Source organism: Acinetobacter lwoffii (assembly GCF_024129715.1).
In the GTDB taxonomy this organism is placed as follows: domain Bacteria; phylum Pseudomonadota; class Gammaproteobacteria; order Pseudomonadales; family Moraxellaceae; genus Acinetobacter; species Acinetobacter lwoffii_U.
Map to the genome: position 1 here is coordinate 1 of NZ_JAMXXM010000064.1, position 845 is coordinate 845.

1 protein-coding gene is annotated in these 845 nt (G+C 39.2%); it reads right to left on the reverse strand.

Annotated features, from left to right (window positions below; translation table 11 throughout):
- Window positions 1-100: 100 nt before the first annotated feature.
- Window positions 101-845: Fic family protein (locus NI462_RS14900; RefSeq protein ID WP_253161232.1), on the reverse strand; the 745-nt coding region annotated here is incomplete at its 5' end.

The following is an 845-nucleotide window of genomic DNA, read 5'->3' on the forward strand; positions in this document are numbered from 1 at the left end:
CCTGTAGAATACAGAAATCAGTCCTTAGAAATTGCCTAACTTACTGTCTAACTTTTGGGGGTCAGATCAGGATGCCGGGGTTTTTTATTGCTTAGAATATCTATAACTGGGTATTGATCTGATAGCGTGTATTACGTCCACCACCTTCTAATTTAACGATACATTCTTTCTCAAGTAAGTCTGATAAGTGGCGAGTAGCCGTTGCCTTACTGACTTTAGCAACCTTTTGATATTGCGAAGCACTAATACCATGTTCAAAGCCATTTTCGCCACCGTCTAATAAACGATTTAGAACTTTACGTTGTTCTTCACCCAGGGCTAAATTTGAATATTTATGCCAAAATTGACTTTTAAACAATGTTCGACTGATCTGCGCTAAGGTTTTTTCAAGGCTTTCATTCAACGTGTCTAGAAACCAAATCAGCCAATCTGTGATATCAGAATCATTTTTTTGAGTTTGTTCTAATATCTCATAGTAACTTTTACGTTTATTTAATATCGCAGTAGACATTGCATACAAACGGATACTTTGCTCATCCATTTGAGCTAGAGCAAGGTCTGTAAGTATACGTGTAATACGGCCATTACCATCATCAAAAGGATGTAGGGTAACAAACCATAAATGGGTAATGCCTGCACGTAACAGAGGATCAAGCAATGAATCATTCAGACTCTGATTAAACCACGCTATGAAGGTATGTAAGCGTTCTTCTAAGCCTTCTCTTGGCGGTGCTTCAAAATGTACTTTAGGGTAATCCAATCGACCTGAAACGACCTGCATAGGCTCTGATCCCCTCAGTTGACCAATGCGTAAACGTTGCATTGTCCAGTCGGGGTCATTGAAA